Annotated in this window: 13 protein-coding genes; 10 read left to right on the top strand and 3 right to left on the bottom strand. The window is 71.6% G+C overall.

Annotated elements, in window-relative coordinates:
* Positions 1-8: 8 nt before the first annotated feature.
* A complete protein-coding gene (locus QL985_RS04700; protein WP_039101005.1) occupies positions 9-1,163 on the top strand; it encodes a type II CAAX endopeptidase family protein in 1,155 nt (384 codons plus the stop codon).
* 1 nt (position 1,164) lies between these two features.
* Complete coding sequence (locus QL985_RS04695) at positions 1,165-2,538, top strand: M18 family aminopeptidase (protein ID WP_039101006.1); 1,374 nt, start codon at positions 1,165-1,167, stop codon at positions 2,536-2,538.
* Positions 2,539-2,719: 181 nt separating this feature from the next.
* On the opposite strand, the gene QL985_RS04690 is transcribed toward QL985_RS04695, so the two are convergent.
* Positions 2,720-4,135, bottom strand: a complete 1,416-nt coding sequence (locus QL985_RS04690; protein WP_100205747.1) for a glyceraldehyde-3-phosphate dehydrogenase — start codon at positions 4,133-4,135, stop codon at positions 2,720-2,722.
* 223 nt (positions 4,136-4,358) lie between these two features.
* On the opposite strand from QL985_RS04690, the gene QL985_RS04685 reads away from it, so the two are divergent.
* The 8 genes from QL985_RS04685 to QL985_RS04650 all read left to right on the top strand — a co-directional run bounded on the left by QL985_RS04685 (position 4,359) and on the right by QL985_RS04650 (position 14,138).
* Entirely contained in the window at positions 4,359-5,291 is a 933-nt protein-coding gene (locus QL985_RS04685) for a carbohydrate kinase (protein ID WP_259906245.1), read from the top strand.
* Between the two features lie 150 nt (positions 5,292-5,441).
* Positions 5,442-5,963, top strand: a complete 522-nt coding sequence (locus QL985_RS04680; protein ID WP_259906246.1) for a YbhB/YbcL family Raf kinase inhibitor-like protein — start codon at positions 5,442-5,444, stop codon at positions 5,961-5,963.
* Positions 5,964-5,968: 5 nt separating this feature from the next.
* Positions 5,969-6,988, top strand: coding sequence for an HAD family hydrolase (locus QL985_RS04675; RefSeq protein WP_259906247.1), 1,020 nt, complete (start codon positions 5,969-5,971; stop codon positions 6,986-6,988).
* Positions 6,981-7,877, top strand: coding sequence for a glycerophosphodiester phosphodiesterase family protein (locus QL985_RS04670; RefSeq protein WP_259906249.1), 897 nt, complete (start codon positions 6,981-6,983; stop codon positions 7,875-7,877). The genes QL985_RS04675 and QL985_RS04670 overlap by 8 nt, the downstream gene beginning before the upstream one ends.
* Before the next feature lie 565 nt (positions 7,878-8,442).
* Entirely contained in the window at positions 8,443-10,101 is a 1,659-nt protein-coding gene (locus tag QL985_RS04665) for an ABC transporter substrate-binding protein (protein WP_259906251.1), read from the top strand.
* Positions 10,102-10,105: 4 nt separating this feature from the next.
* Entirely contained in the window at positions 10,106-11,062 is a 957-nt protein-coding gene (locus QL985_RS04660; protein WP_019310593.1) for an ABC transporter permease, read from the top strand.
* Positions 11,059-12,075, top strand: a complete 1,017-nt coding sequence (locus tag QL985_RS04655; RefSeq protein ID WP_235586562.1) for an ABC transporter permease — start codon at positions 11,059-11,061, stop codon at positions 12,073-12,075. The genes QL985_RS04660 and QL985_RS04655 overlap by 4 nt, the downstream gene beginning before the upstream one ends.
* 32 nt (positions 12,076-12,107) lie before the next feature.
* Positions 12,108-14,138 (top strand): ATP-binding cassette domain-containing protein, encoded by a 2,031-nt coding sequence (locus QL985_RS04650; RefSeq protein ID WP_259906255.1) that lies wholly within the window; start codon positions 12,108-12,110, stop codon positions 14,136-14,138.
* Positions 14,139-14,241: 103 nt separating this feature from the next.
* On the opposite strand, the gene QL985_RS04645 is transcribed toward QL985_RS04650, so the two are convergent.
* Positions 14,242-14,970, bottom strand: coding sequence for a hypothetical protein (locus QL985_RS04645; RefSeq protein ID WP_191873221.1), 729 nt, complete (start codon positions 14,968-14,970; stop codon positions 14,242-14,244).
* 122 nt (positions 14,971-15,092) lie between these two features.
* Entirely contained in the window at positions 15,093-15,266 is a 174-nt protein-coding gene (locus QL985_RS04640; protein WP_158217867.1) for a hypothetical protein, read from the bottom strand.
* Positions 15,267-15,561 lie beyond the last annotated feature (295 nt).

Raw genomic sequence — 15,561 nt, 5'->3', positions numbered from 1 at the left:
GTGCTCCCATGGGCGGGTCTGTGACGGGCGGAGTGCAGCCGGCTCCCCGGACCCGCACGTACTTCTACCACCGCCTGGCCCGCACGGACCCCCACCACCGCTGGTGGATGCCGCTGGTGGAGGGGCTGATCCTCTTCGGCATCTTCATGGTCCTGAGCATCCTGTTCGGGATCGTGCTGGCGCTCGCGTTCCCCGAGACCCTGACCGAAGACGTGCTGGCCGCCAACCAGCTGGACCCGGTCGTGTATTTCATGCTCTTCGCGTCCGTGGCGCTGCTGCTGCCCAGCGCCCTGCTGGCCCGGCTCGTGCTCGGGCCCCGGCCCCTCGGACTGATCTTCTCGGTCACCGGCCGCATCCGGTGGAAGTGGCTGCTCCTGTGCTTCCTGGTGGCTGTGGGTGTCTACGCGGTGGTCAACCTGGCGGGCATCGGCCTGGACCTCGCCACGGGCGGGACCCCCACCTCCGTGCAGCTGGCACCGGGCTTCGGCTGGCTGCTGGCCACCACGCTGATCGTGGTGCCTCTGCAGTGCACGGCGGAGGAAGTGGTCTTCCGCGGGTACCTGGCCCAGATGGTGGGCCGCTGGCTCAAGCACCCCGCGTGGGCCATCCTGCTGCCCGTCCCGCTGTTCGTGGCCGGGCACGTGTACGACGTGTGGGGTCTGCTCTCAGTGGCGATCATGGCGGTGTCCATGGGCATCGTCACGTGGCGCACCGGCGGGCTCGAGGCGGGCATCGCCCTGCACGCCGTTAATAACATGACCGTCTCGCTGTTCGCCATGCTCGGTCTCGTGGACATGAACGAGACCAGCGGGGCGCCCACGGACCTGGTCACCGAGGTGATCCTCAACGGCGCCTTCATCGCCCTGGTGTTCTGGCTCGTGAAGCGCCACCCGGAGGTCGCGGTCACCCGCACCGTGGTGCTCCCGCAGCCCCCGGCCCCGCCCCGGCTGCCGGCCGTGCGGCCCGCGGCGATCGCGGCGGACCGCTCCGGGCTGGCCGCCTACCCCTACGACTCCGCCACGCAGACCTACCTGAGCCTGCCCCCGCAGTACGGCCCCTACGTGGTGCGGGACGGCCAGGGCCGCTACGTGGGTGTCCTGGACACCCGCGGCGCCGGTGAGATGCAGCCCACATACACTGGGCCCCATGACGGACAGTACTGACATGCACGCTTCCGACCGGGCGCACGCGGCCCCGGACACCCCTGCCCACGCAGAGTTCGCCCGCGACCTCGGGCGGTTCGTGACGGCGTCCCCCAGCTCGTACCACGCCGTGGCCACCGCGGCTGCGGCACTCGACGACGCCGGGTTCACCGCCCTGGACGAGGCCCAGCCGTGGCAGATCGGCGCGGGCCGCTGGTACACGGTGCGCGACGGCGCCCTGATCGCCTGGGTGCTCCCGTCCGGTGCCGCGCCGGGGGCGGGCTACCGCATCCTGGGTGCCCACACCGATTCCCCTGGCTTCAAGCTCAAGCCCCGCCCCACCACGGTGACCCACCGGTGGTACCAGGCCGGCGTGGAGGTCTACGGCGGTGCGCTGCTGAACTCGTGGCTGGACCGGGACCTGCGCTTCGCGGGCCGGCTGGTGGTGCGCGGCGCGGACGGGGCACCGCGCTCCGTGCTCACGAGCACCGGGCCCGTGGCCCGCATCCCGCAGCTGGCCATCCACCTGGACCGCTCCGCCAACGACGCCCTGAGCCTGGACCGGCAGCGCCACACCCAGCCCGTGTGGGGTGTGGGGGACGCCCAGGACGCGGACGTCCTCGCGGTGCTGGCGGATGCCGTCCACGCCCCGGCCGCCGGCGGCGCCGGGACGCCCACGGCGGAGGTGCCCGCCGTGGACCCCGCCGACATCCTGGGCTACGACATCACCGTGGCGGACACTCAGGCCCCCGAGCTCATCGGCGCCCAGCAGAACCTGCTGGCCAGCGGCCGCCTGGACAACCTCACCACCGTCCACGCGGGGCTGCGGTCCCTGGTGGAGCATGCGGAGGAGCTGGAGTCCGCGGAGCACGTGAGCGTGTTCGCCGCGTTCGACCACGAGGAGGTGGGCTCCGCGACCCGCTCCGGTGCGGCCGGTCCGTTCCTCGAGGACGTGCTCGTGCGCATCGGCGCCGCCCGCGGGGACTCCACCGACGACCACCGCCGCGCGCTCGCCCACTCGGTGTGCCTGTCCTCGGACGCGGGCCACCTGGTGCACCCCAACTACCAGGGCCACCACGACCCGGTGAACACCCCGGAGCCCGGCCGTGGCCCGCTGCTCAAGATCAACGCGCAGCAGCGCTACACCACGGACGCCGTGGGTGCCGCGGTGTGGGCGGAGGCGTGCGAACGCGCCGGCGTCCCGTACCAGGAGTTCGTCTCCAACAACGGTGTGCCGTGCGGGTCCACCATCGGCCCCATCACCGCCACCCGCCTGGGCATCCGCACCCTGGACGTGGGGGTGGGTCTGCTGTCCATGCACTCGGCCCGCGAGCTCGTGCACACCGCGGACCTGTTCGCGCTGCACCGCGCCATCGGGGGTTTCTGGCTGGCCTGAGCCCCGCGCCGCCCCGCCGCACACGCGAGGCGCAGCCGCGCACGCCCCTCCGCCCGCGACGCCGCACGCAGAGGCGTGCACGCACCCCTCCCACGCACGACGCCGCCCGGTGGCCTTCGCGCAGAAGGCCACCGGGCGGCGTCGTCAGCAGGGGCGTGACGCCCCGGGATGCAGGAGCGGGTTACGGCAGCTGCAGCATGGAGATGTCCGCCATGCGGGCCATCACGCGCACCACCTGGCAGGAGTAGCCGAACTCGTTGTCGTACCAGACGTAGAGCACCAGCGAGTTGTTGTTCACGATGGTGGCCAGCCCGTCCACCACGCCCGCGCGGCGCGAGCCCACGAGGTCCGTGGAGACCACGTCCGGGGAGTCCACGTAGTCGATCTGCTTGCGCATGGCCGAGTTCAGGGAGATGTCCTTGAGGAACATGTTCACCTGCTCGGCGGACTCCGGGGCGTTCTCCAGCTGGAGGTTGAGGATAGCCATGGAGACGTCCGGGGTGGGCACGCGGATGGCGTTGCCGGTGAGCTTGCCCTTCATCACGGGCAGCGCCTTGGCCACGGCCTTGGCGGCACCGGTCTCGGTGATCACCATGTTCAGCGCGGCGGAGCGGCCGCGGCGGTCGCCCTTGTGCCAGTTGTCGATCAGGTTCTGGTCGTTGGTGTAGGAGTGCACCGTCTCCACGTGGCCCTGGACGATCCCGTACTCGTCGTTGAGGACCTTGATCACCGGGGTGATGGCGTTGGTGGTGCAGGACGCCGCGGAGATGATGGTGTCCTCCGGGTCGATGTCCTGGTCGTTCACGCCGCACACGATGTTCTTCATGTCGCCCTTGCCGGGGGCGGTGAGCAGCACCTTGCCCACGCCCTTGGAGCGCAGGTGCTGGGAGAGGCCCTCCTCGTCACGCCACACGCCGGTGTTGTCCACCACGAGGGCGTCGTGGATGCCGTAGGCGGTGTAGTCGATCTCCTCGGGGGAGTTCGCGTAGATGAACTGGATCGCCACGCCGTTGGCGGTGATCACGTTGTTCTCTTCATCCACGGTGATGGTGCCGTCGAAGGAGCCGTGCACGGAGTCGCGGCGCAGCAGGGACGCGCGCTTGACGAGGTCGTTGCCGGGCTTCTTGCGCACCACCACGGCACGCAGGTTCAGGCCGGTGCCGTCGTTGCGGTTGAGGAGGATGCGGGCGAGCAGGCGGCCGATGCGCCCGAAGCCGTACAGCACCACGTCCCGGGTCTCGGCGTCGTTGCTGCCGTGCTGGTCCACGGCCGGGGCGAGCGCCTCGCGCAGGTAGCCGTCCAGGTCCGTGGAGCCGGACTCGGTGAAGCCCTGGTAGAGCTTGGCCACGTCCACGTTGCACACGCCCAGGTTCAGCGCACCCAGTGCCGTGACGATCTCCACGGTCTTCTCCAGGGGCATCTCCTCACCCATGATGCGGCGGGCGAAGCGGTGGACCTTGATGATGTCCGTGACGGACTTGTGCACCAGGGACCGGCCGAAGACGGTGGTGACCACCTTGTTGTTGCGGTGCAGCTGCCCCACCAGGGGGACCAGCTGCTCGGCGAGGGCCTCTCGTTCTGACCACGTGGCGCTCATGAGCATCCTTCTTCCTCGGCCCGGACGTCCTCGTGCGGGCCGTGTTGGTGTCGCGCGGCGGTGCGCGAGCCGGCGTGATGGAGCGCCCCGTGAGCGGCGCTGCTCGTCGGCCCCAGTTTACGTGCCCCCGCGCCCCCTCGTGGTCTGTGCCCACGGATGACGACGCCGCCCGCTCCGGTTGCGCGCTCGGGGCGGGCTGCGGCCGCTTTGCTACCGTGGAGCCATGTTGACCGTGATTGGTGAGGCCCTCGTGGACGTGGTGTCCCGCAGCGGCGAACAACCCCGGGCCCACGTGGGTGGAAGCCCCATGAACGTGGCCGTGGGCCTGGCCCGGCTGGGTCACCAGGTGCAGTTCCTGGGCCGCTACGGCCAGGACGAGTACGGCCACCAGGTGGTCGAGCACCTGCGCGGCAACGGGGTGCGGCTGCCCTTCGAGGCGGATGACCGCCCCACCTCCGTGGCCCAGGCCGTGCTGGACGAGAACGGCGCGGCGGACTACGACTTCCAGCTGGACTGGTCCCTGGACGTCTCCCCGGGCCGGATCGACGAGCTGCTCGCGGACACGGACCTGCTGCACGTGGGGTCGATCGGCGCCATGCTGGAGCCGGGGGCCGCCGTGGTGCGGCAGGCGCTGGAGCGCGCACACCGCCACGCGCTGATCTCCTACGACCCCAACTGCCGGCCCTCGATCATCCCCGACTCCTCGGACGCCCGCGCCCGGGCGGAGCAGATCGTGGGACTCGCCCACGTGGTCAAGGCCTCGGACGAGGACATGCTGTGGCTCTACCCGCACCGCACCGTGGAGGACTCCGCCCGCGCGTGGCTGGCCGCCGGCGTCCGCCTCGTGGTGGTCACGCGCGGCGCCATGGGACCGTGGGCACTCAGCCGCGGCACGGGGCACGACGGCGTGACCGTCCCGGCTGCCAAGGTCACCGTGGCGGACACCGTGGGCGCGGGGGACTCCTTCATGGCCGCGCTGCTGAGCGGACTCGCGGACCGCGAGATCCTGGGGGCCTCCGGGGCGTCGTCGCTCGAGCAGCTCGGTGCGGACGAGGTGACCGCGCTGCTGGTCTACGCCGCCGCGGCCGCGGGCGTCACGGTCTCCCGTTCCGGGGCGCAGCTGCCCACCCGAGAGGACCTGCCGCCGAGCGGCTGACAGCTCGCCACCGCTCCCGCCCGGACAGAATCCACTGCGCCCGGCAGGAGCGTCTGTGCAGGGCCACCCGCCGTGGCTGGATGGACCGCAGAACCCCACGGACAGCAAAGTCCGGACACCACCACCCCGCGAGATGAGAGGAACACCGTCATGTACGACCGTCATCCCTACGCCGATCTCCCCGAGCTGCCGACCTTCACCCTGACCTCCACGGACGTGACCGACGGCGAGCCCGTGGCCACGCCCCAGGTCTCCGGGATCATGGGCGCCGGAGGAGAGGACGTCTCCCCGCAGCTGTCGTGGTCCGGTGCTCCGGAGGGCACGCAGTCCTACGTGGTGACCATGTTCGACCCGGACGCCCCCACCCCCAGCGGGTTCTGGCACTGGTGCCTGTCCAACATCCCGGCGGACGTCACCGAACTGGCCACCGGGGCGGCGTCGAGCCCGCCGAAGGGTGCCGTGAAGCACCGCAACGACGGCGGCACGGACGAGTACCTGGGTGCCGCACCGCCCGAGGGCCACGGCCCGCACCGCTACATCATCTGCGTGACCGCCGTGGACGTCCCCGAGCTCGAGGTGGACGAGAGCGCGAGCCCCGCCGTGGTGAACTTCACCCTGTCCTCCCACGCCCTGGGGCGCGCGTTCCTCACGCCCACGTACGAAGTGAAGTAGTCGCGGTGGCGGAGCACGTGCAGGATCCGGGGCGGGCGCCCGTCCGGCTGATCGCGAGCGATCTGGACGGGACCGTCCTGGGCCCGGACTTCCGCTTCCGCCCCCGCACCCTGGAGGCCATCGCCGCGGCTCGGGACGCCGGGATCCAGGTGGTGTTCGTGACCGGGCGCCCCAAACGGTGGCTGGACCCCCTGCACGAGCAGCTCGACGACGTGGGCGTGGTGATCTGCTCCAACGGCGCCGTGGTCTTCGATCCCGGCACGGAGCGTGTGCTGCACGCCAACGGCTTCGACGTGTCCGAGGCGCTGCCGGTGATCGAGGACGTGCGCCGGGCGTTCCCGGACTCGCTGTTCGCCGCGGAGACCCTGGACGCCGTGCACACGGACCACGGATGGGCGCGCACGGACCGGATGGAGATCCGGGACGTCACCGAGGCACCAGTGACCGAGACCCTGCGCGCCGGCGCCCAGGTGGTCAAGCTGCTCGCCAAGCTGGACGGTGCCGAGCCGGAAGCCTACTTCGAGGCCGTCCGCGACGTGGTGGCGGGCAGGCTCGCGGTCACCCACTCGGTGGCCGCCGCCCCGCTCGTGGAGATGGGCCAGCGCGGGCTCACCAAGGCCCGCACCCTCGAGCACTTCGCCGCCGAGCTGGGGATCTCCCGCCACGAGGTGATGGCGTTCGGGGACATGCCCAACGACCTCGAGATGCTCACCTGGGCCGGGCGGGGCTACGCCATGGCGGACGGGCACCCGGGCGTCGTCGCCGCCGTGGAGCGCACCGCACCGGCCTTCACCGAGGACGGCGTGGCGCACGTGATCGAGCGGTACCTGGCGGGGGAGGAGCACGACGCCGCGGCCGCGTCCGGCAACCACGCCGCCCAGCCCGAGACCTCCGGCCAGGAGGCCGCGGGCGGGCAACCGGGGCCCTCGGTGCACGCCGGGCTTTCCGGACACCTCGCACACCCCGATCCCGCTGCCCGCCCCGGGCGCTCCGGTGCGCCCGCCACCGAGGAGGACCATGCCTGAGACCCCGCGCACGCCGTCCGGCGCCGATGCTCGCGCCGACCGGAACCCCGCCGCGCTCGCCCACCGCGGGTTCTCCCCGGACGGGCACGAGAACACGATGGCCGCCTTCCGGGCCGCCGCGGAGCTGGGCTTCGTGTGGCTGGAGACGGACGTGCACACCACGAGCGACGGCGTGGTGGTGGCGTTCCACGACCCCACGCTGGAGCGGGTCACGGGCACGGACGGGGACGTCAACGAGTTCACGTGGGAGCAGCTGCGCGAGCTGCGGGTGGGCGGGGAGCACGGGATCCCCACCCTCGCCGAGCTGCTGCGCGAGCTGCCGGACGCGTGCCTGAACATCGACGTCAAGGACGAGGCCTCCGTGGCCGCGCTGCCCGAGGTGGTCGCCCGGGAGGGTGCGGCGGAGCGGGTGCGTGTCACCTCGTTCTCCGAGTCACGACGACGCCGCACGCTCGCCCGGATCGCGCACCTCACCGGCCGCCGTGTTCGGACCTCCGCCGGAACGCTCGGCACCGCCGGGTTCCTCGCGGTGTCCGCGGTGGCACCGCTCACGGACCGGCTCTCCCCGAAGATCGCCGCGGCACTGTGGGCGGGACACCGTCGCGCGTGGGCCCGGGCGGTGGCGCCGTTCGACACCCTGCAGCTGCCCGAGCACCACACCCTGGACCTGCCCCTGGGGAGGAAGGTCACCGTGCGGATCGTGTCTGCGCGGTTCCTGGAGTTCGCCCACCGGGAGGGGCTCGCCGTGCAGGTGTGGACGGTCAACGACACCGCGGACATGCACCGGCTGCTGGACATGGGCGTGGACGGGCTCATCACGGACCGGGCGGACCTGCTGCGGGCGGTGCTGGAGGAACGCGGCCAGTGGCCGCCGGACGCGCAGCTCTGACGTCCGCCTCCGACACGCCCGCGCGTGGGCCCTCCTCGGACGGGGTGCGTCACGCGTCCCGGCGGAGGCGTCCGGCGGGCCCTTGCAAGGGTGGAGCGGGTCTCGCCTGGTTCGACGCGAGGGCCGCGGACCGGCCCGCCTCACCCCGTCGAGCCCCGCGGCGCGGTAGCTTGGGGGTGATCGGGGCCACGGGCGATCTCGGAATCGCCTCACCGGTCCCGGTGCCCGTCCGACGAGCCGAGGGAGGCCGCATGCACTGCACGGCCGTTCTTCCTGCCCTCGTCCGCACCCGGGCCTGCCAACTGGCCGCCGCGTCCGCGTCGCCGCCGAGCAGGCCCGCGCACCCCGAGCAGTCGGTCATCTACCGCCGTCGGCTCACCGTTCAGACGCCCCTGCAGGGCCACCGTGTGGTGGCCCCGCGCCTGAGCAAGATCCCGTAGCTGGGCCCACGCCGCCTCGACGCCGCCCGTGCCCGCGGGTGCGCGTCCGCACTGCCTGCGACGCCGCGCGTCGTTCCGCGTGCCCGCGACCATCCCGCCCGCGACCACTCAGCCTGCGAGGAACCATGAACCCTGTGCCACCGTCCGCGCTCCCCTCCGGAGGACCTGATCCCGAGAGCCGCGTGCACCGTCCAGGACCGGACGGGCCGCACCACGGCGTCCGCTCCGGGCTGAGCCGGCGCGGGTTCATGGGACTGGGCGCCGCGGCGGCGTCGTTGGCCCTGGCGGGCTGTGGCAGCGGCGAGGGGCAGCCCGGAGCGGCCGTGGCCCAGGCCTCGGGAGAACCGCAGCGCGGGGGCATCCTGCGGATCGGGATGACCGGCGGCGGCGCGTCCGACAGCCTGGACGCCCACGCCCCGGTGGTCACCGCGGACGGCGGCCGCGTGATGGGGCTGTACGACCGTCTCTACGAGTTCGACCCCGACTACAAGACCGTGCCCGGTCTCGCCGAGTCCGCGCGTCCGCTCAAGGGCGGGCGGACGTGGGAGTTCCGGCTGCGCGAGGGCGTGCGCTTCCACGACGGCCGTCCGCTGACCCCGCAGGACGTGGTCGCCACGTTCGAGCGGATCACCGATCCGAAGGACCCCAAGACCGGCGCGTCCTCGCTCGCGGAGCTCAAGCGCGTGGTGGCCGTGGGCGAGCGCACGGTGCGCTTCGAGCTGGAGCAGCCGGACTCCACCCTGCTGGACTCCCTGTCCCAGAACTCCATGGGCATCGTGCCCGCGGACTACGACCCCGACAAGCCGGTGGGCACGGGGCCGTTCACCCTGGGGGACTTCGAGCCGGGGCAGCTCACCGTGCTCAAGCGCAACGCCGACTACTGGACCGAGCCGCCGTACGTGGACGAGATCCACCTGCTGAACTTCAACGACCCGGACGCCCTGGTCAACGCGCTGCTCTCCACGCAGGTGGACGTGGTGGGCCAGCTGCCGCTCGCACTGGTGGATGTGGTCAACACGGACCCGCGGCTGCACACCGTGCTCTCCGAGACCGGCAACTGGCTGCCGTTCACCATGCGTGTGGACGTCGCACCGTTCGACGACCCCCGCGTCCGGCAGGCGTTCCGGCTGGTGGTGGACCGTGAGCAGATGGTGGAGCAGGTGTTCTCCGGCCACGGCACCGTGGCCAACGACATGTACGCCCCGTTCGACCCCGGGACGCCCAAACTCGAGCAGCGCACCCGGGACATCGCGAAGGCCAGGAAGCTGCTCGCGGACGCCGGGCACCCGGACGGGCTGGATGTCGAGCTCGTCACCGCGCCCATCCAGTCCGGCGCCGTGGAGGCCGCCCAGGTCTTCGTGGAGCAGGCCGCGGACGCCGGGATCACCGTCACGCTGCGCCGCGTGGACAGCACCACGTTCTTCGGCGACGGGTACCTGCAGTACCCCTTCTCCCAGGACTTCTGGTACACCCGCAACTTCCTCTCGCAGACGGCCCAGGGCACCGTGGAGAAGGCCCCGTTCAACGAGACCCACTGGGCGGACCCCGGGTTCACGGAGCTCTACGCGAAGGCGCGCGCCACCATGGACGAGAAGAAGCGCAACCAGCTGATCGCCAAGGCCCAGAAGCAGCTGCACGACGAGGGCGGGTACATCGCCTGGGGGTTCTTCAACCAGGCGGACGCCTACCAGAACTACGTGGGCGGTGGGTTCGCGCACCGCATCGGCATGCCGGTGTGCGGGTTCCACATGCGCCACCTGTGGATCGACCAGGAAAGGAAGTGATCGCATGGCCGCCATGATCCTCAAACGGCTGGCAGTCTCGGTCTTCGTGCTGCTGGCCGTGTCCCTGCTGGTGTTCGCGTTCACCCTCATGCTCCCCGGTGATCCCGCACAGGCGATCCTGGGTCAGCAGGCCACCCCGGAGCGGCTGGCCGCGCTGCGCGAGCAGCTGCAGCTCAACGACCCGTGGTACACCCGCTACCTCACGTGGCTGGGCGGGCTGTTCGTGGGAGACCTCGGAACCTCGGCTGCCACGGGCGGTTCGGTGAACGAGCTGCTCGCCAGCAAGGTCTCCGCCTCCATGGTGCTCATGGTCATCGCCGCCGTGATCGCGATCCCCGTGGGCCTGCTGCTCGGCACGTGGTCCGCGATGCGCGAGGGCCGGGCCTCGGACCAGGCGCTCACCGGCTTCTCCCTGGTGCTCGCGGCGCTGCCGGAGTTCGTGATCGGTGTCATCCTCACCACCCTGCTCTCCACCACGGTGTTCACCCTGCTGCCCTCCGTGACCATGGCGGCCCCGGGGATGCAGGTGTGGGACTACCCGCTGCAGCTGGTCCTGCCGTCCCTGACCCTGGTGCTCGTGGTGGTGCCGTACATGATCCGCATGACCCGCACCACCATGATCGACGTCCTGGACTCCGGGTACGTGGAGATGGCCCGGCTCAAGGGCCTGCCGGAGCGCCAGGTGATCTTCAAGCACGCCCTGCCCCACGCGATCGGCCCCGTGGCCCAGGTGGTGGCCATGCAGCTCGCGTGGCTGGCCGGGGGCATCGTGGTGGTCGAGTACCTCTTCCGCTTCCCCGGACTGGGCCAGGCCATGGTGGACGCCGTGAACAACCGCGACGTCCAGGTGGTCCAGGCCCTGTCCATGATCATCGCCGCGTTCTACGTGGTCGTGAACCTCATCGCGGACGTCATCGGCATCCTCGCCAACCCCAAGCTGCGGACGGAGTCCCGCTCATGAGCGCGCAGAACAGGGCGGGTGTCCCGCCCCAGGAGACCGGCGGCACCACGGCCGCGAACGACGTCGCCGTGGCCGCAGACCCTGCCGTGACGCCCGGGGGCGCCGGCGCACCGGACGGCGGTGCGGCTGCGGACTTCGGGCACTCCGAGTCCCGCGGGGACGCGCGGCCCGTGTCCTTCGCGCGCCGTGTGGCGCAGCAGCCCACGGCCAAGCTGGGCTTCCTGCTCACGGGCCTCGTGCTGCTCGTGGCGCTGCTCGGGCCCTTCGTGGTGCCCGCGTGGACCGGGTACGGCCCCAACTCGTTCGCGGGCAAGCCGTTCCAGCCCGGTGTGTTCGGCACCGACAACCTGGGCCGGGACGTGCTCTCCCGGTTCCTGGAGGGCGGCTGGCGGCTGCTGCTGTACTCGGCGCTGGCCACCGTGCTGGGCGTGGGAATCGGCGCGGTGCTGGGCATGCTCGCCGCGTTCCGCCGCGGCTGGCTGGACGCCGTGATCATGCGCTCCGGGGACGTGCTGCTGGCCATCCCGCAGCTCGTGTTCGCGCTGCTGGCCATCACGGTGCTGGGACCGCAGGGGTGGGTGCTGGTGCTCGTCATCGGCATCACCCACGCGCCGCGCGTGGCCCGCGTGATCCGCTCCGCCACCGCCGGCGTGGTGGCGGAGGACTACGTGCTCGCCTCGCAGATGTACGCGGTGCCGCAGTGGAAGATCCTGGGCCGCGACGTGGTCCCCAACATCATGGGTCCGCTCATGGTGGAGGTGGGGCTGCGGCTCACGTACTCCATCGGTGCGGTGGCCTCCCTGTCGTTCCTGGGACTCGGCATGCAGCCACCCACCCCGGACTGGGGCCTGATGATCAACGAGAACCGGATCGCGCTGTCCCTGCAGCCGTGGGGAGTGCTCCTGCCCGTGATCGCGATCGCCGTGCTCACCGTGGGCACCAACCTGCTGGCCGACGCCGTGGCCACTGCCTCCGCGGGCCGTGTCCGCACCACCGCGAAGAAGGGCGCCTGATGAGAAGGTCGGAGCACAACGCACGGAACCGGATGCGCGACACCACCGTTCCCCGTGCCACCGTGGACACCGCGATCACCATGTCCCACCTGGACCTCGGGGTCACCGGCGGGGACCTCATCCTGGACGACGTCAGTTTCACCCTGCACCCGGGCCGGATCCTCGCGCTCGTGGGCGAGTCCGGGTCCGGCAAGACCACCGCCGCGCTCGCGTGCATGAACCACCTCCGCTCCGGTCTGGAGCTGCGCGGCGGCACGGTGCGGCTCGAGGAAGGTGCCTCGCGCTTCCACCGCAACGCCGTGGACCTGCTCACGCTGTCCGAGAAGAAGATGCGGCGGCTGCGCGGCGGCACGATCGCCTACGTCCCGCAGGATCCTGCGCTGTCCCTGAACGGCTCCCTGCGCGTGGGCGAGCAGATCCACGAAGTGCTGCGCGCCCACGAGTTCGGCCGCAACGCCGACGAGCGCAACGCCCGCGTGAGCGAGGTGCTCTCCGAGGTGGGTCTGCCGGGTGACCGCGCCTACCAGCGCCGGTTCCCGCACGAGCTCTCGGGCGGTCAGCAGCAGCGCATCGGCATCGCCATGGCGTTCGCGTGCCGTCCCGCCGTGATCATCCTGGACGAGCCCACCACGGGCCTGGACGTGGCCACGCAGGACCTCGTGCTCAAGACCATCTACCAGCTGACCACCAAGCACGACGTCGCGGGGCTCTACATCACCCACGACCTCGCCGTGGTGGCGCAGGTGGCCAACGACGTGGCGGTCATGCTCCACGGCCAGATCGTGGAGCACGGCCCCGCCGAGCGCGTCCTCCACCGCCCCGAGCACCCGTACACGCGCACTCTCCTGGACGCCGTGCCGGACATGCGCGGCGCCCGGGACATGGGTGGTGGCCCCGCGGTGAGCCCGGAGGCCTCGGTGCGTGCCCCGTGGGACCGCGGCAGGGCCGCTCCCGGTCAGGCCGCTGCGTCCGCACCCGGCACTCCCACCCCCACTGCGGACGACGACGCCGCGGCGCCCCCGGATGCCCCGGCTCCGGCCGGGTCCCGCCCCGCCTCGGACCGGGCGGGTGCACCGGAGGAGCCGTACAGTACGGCGGCTTCCCTGCGGGGTGCCGACCGGGCGTCCGACGACCACAGCGGGTCCGCGGCCGCGGTACCTCCCGAGTCCCGTGCGAGCGGTGGGCACGAACCGGCTGCCGGGTCGACGCCCGCGGCGACGGCCAGTGCCGGCCACCCCCGAACCGGTGCGGTGGTGCGCGCACGGGGCGCGGGCGGCGTCGTCGGCGGGAGTGGGCAGGACGCACCCGTGGTGAGCGTGCGGAACCTGCGGATGGCGTACGGGTCCGCGGTGATCCTGGACGGGATCAACCTGGACCTGGAGGCCGGGCAGACCACCATGCTGCTCGGGGAGTCGGGGTCCGGGAAGACCACGCTGTCCCGCAGCGTGGCCGGTCTCAACGACGGCTACACCGGGGAGGTGCTGCTGGACGGGGAGGTGCTGGCACCGAGCACCCGGCGCCGCACCAGCGAGCAGCGCCGGCGGATCCAGTACGTGTTCCAGTCGCCGTTCTCGTCCCTGAACCCACGGCGCAGCATCGGCGACTCGCTGCAGGTTCCGCTGCAGATGACGGGCGGGATGTCCCGGGCGCAGCGGCGGGAGGCCGTCGCGGACGCGCTGGACGCGGTGCGGCTCGGGCGCAGCTACATCGACCGCCGGCCCGGTGAGCTTTCGGGCGGTGAGCGGCAGCGCGCCGCGGTGGCGCGGGCGCTCGTGAACGCACCCTCGCTGCTGGTGTGCGACGAGATCACCTCCGCGCTGGACGTGTCCGTGCAGGCCTCCGTGATCGAGCTGCTGCGCGAGCTGCAGCACGAGCGCGGGCTGGCCATGCTGTTCGTGACCCACAACATCGCGCTGGCCCGGCACATCTCGCACAAGCTGGCGGTGCTGGAGAAGGGCAAGCTGGTGGACTACGGGCCCACGGACACGGTGCTGCGCCACCCGGAGCACGACTACACCAAGGCACTGCTGCGCCACGTGCCCACGCTGGAGGACGCGAGCTGACCCGACGCCCGTGACGCGTGGGGAGAGGTTCTGACGGGGTTTCGGCGCGATCCGGGGTCAGATCCTCTCGTCACACGCTGCCGCCTCCCCGAGCGGCGGAACCTCACGCCGTGGGGGTGATGCTCCTGTGCAGGTGCACCATCAGGGGGCCCGGCACTCGCAGCTCCTGCGCTGTGAACATGACCGTGCTGGCCAGTGCTCCGACCACAAGCGGGCTCCATTCTCGGAGCCGGGTGTCCACGGTTGCCACGTGCTTCCAGGGGGTGCCCTGGAACTCGGGGAGCGGTGCGGCGCCCGTTTCCAGCGTCACCCCTGTTCGTTGCGGTGAGGACGGCCCGATCATCAGGTCGCGCGCCTCGGCCAGCAGGGTGCCGAGCAGATCGACGCCGCCGGGCCGCTCCAGCGCCGCGAAGAGACTGACGCCCACGGAGACCTCCGGTGAGGCGGGCACATGGTCGAAGAACTCAGGACCCGTGGGTTGCCGGAGCGCCGTGTCCGCCGCATCGAATGCGAACGAGAACCCCGCAGGGTCTCCGAGGTCCCACCGCCCCAGCAACGTGTCCGCGCACGTGGCGATGCCCGCCCACGGGGCACGGACCGACCGGTCGTGGGGAAGGCTCACCTGGATCGAGTACGTGAGCCCGGTGGCACTGCTGACCCGGGTCACCTCGTTGACCTGACACGTCCAGGAGTCCCGGTCCTCCGGATCGAAACCCTGATTCCACCCGAGCAGCTCGGTGTGGTCGATCATCAGCCCCGTCATGTCGTCGTCGCCCGGAAGATCAGGGAGCTGCGCGGCGTCGAGGTCGTAGTGCACTGCAAGCGTGGCCATGGGCCGATCATGTCCGGCCGAGGGGCAGGGGGCAAGAGCAACGGGTTGTTCGAGACCGTCAAGAGACCGCGGCCGCAGAAAGCTGTGCCCCGACAGTCAGGGCCCCCCGGTACCTCAGGGGATCAGCGCCACCCGAAAGCTGAGGCATCGGGCACCGTCGGGGTGCTCCGGTCCGGCAGATCCCCCATCCACCAGATCCCGTGCTCGTCCTGGCAGGCGTCGTCAACGGCCCGCCCCGGAGGTTCCATGATCTCGGTGTAGATGCCCCCACCGTTGGTGGCTGGATCGTCGTCCATGTAGTGGGGAGGCCACGCTCGGAGAAGTCCGAGGACTCGCCCCCAGCAGTCTGGATGGGCATAGACCACCGCCAGGCTGGTCCCGGAGGCCCAGGCTCCGAAGACGTGGGGAGCACTGTCGTCCCGTTGACCGTCTCGGGCGGCCGCGTGGAAATGGGCCAGCACACGCCGGGGAGGATACTCGTCGCTCATGGAGGGCCTTTCCGTGTTCCACCGAAGGAAACGCGTGAGGAGAGGTTCTGACGGGGTTTCGGCGCGATCCGCCGTCAGATCCTCTCCTCAGACGCTCCCGCTC

Source organism: Kocuria sp. APC 4018, from assembly GCF_030407675.1.
Lineage (GTDB): Bacteria > Actinomycetota > Actinomycetes > Actinomycetales > Micrococcaceae > Kocuria > Kocuria rhizophila.
The sequence above is the reverse complement of the archived record's forward strand: the minus strand, read 5'-3'. Positions and strand labels throughout refer to the sequence as shown.